The sequence below is a fragment of the Sedimentibacter sp. B4 genome (assembly GCF_000309315.1).
In the GTDB taxonomy this organism is placed as follows: domain Bacteria; phylum Bacillota; class Clostridia; order Tissierellales; family Sedimentibacteraceae; genus Sedimentibacter; species Sedimentibacter saalensis.
Window position 1 is genome coordinate 1 of the sequence record NZ_CANG01000571.1, and the last position, 225, is coordinate 225.

A 225-nucleotide genomic window follows, 5' to 3' on the forward strand; every position below is an offset into this window, starting at 1 on the left:
GCAGGTCGTGAGGGAGTGGCCGCAGCTGTGGGACAAGGCGCTGGCCGGGTTCGGGACGTTCGTGAACTGGCTGGCCACCGGGCCGTTGCACATTGAGCAGGCCCAGCTCGACACCTACTTCACCCAGTTCACCGACTGGGTCAACGCCTCCCGCGCCGACCTCGCGGCCGTGGCAGCCCACGGCCGGGGGTGGGGGTGGTCACTTCTTCGCCGGTCTCGCCATCG

Annotated in this window: 1 pseudogene; it reads left to right on the forward strand. The window is 69.8% G+C overall.

Annotated features, from left to right (window positions below):
- Positions 1–225, forward strand: a pseudogene (locus tag BN358_RS27755) (hypothetical protein); the annotation flags it as partial.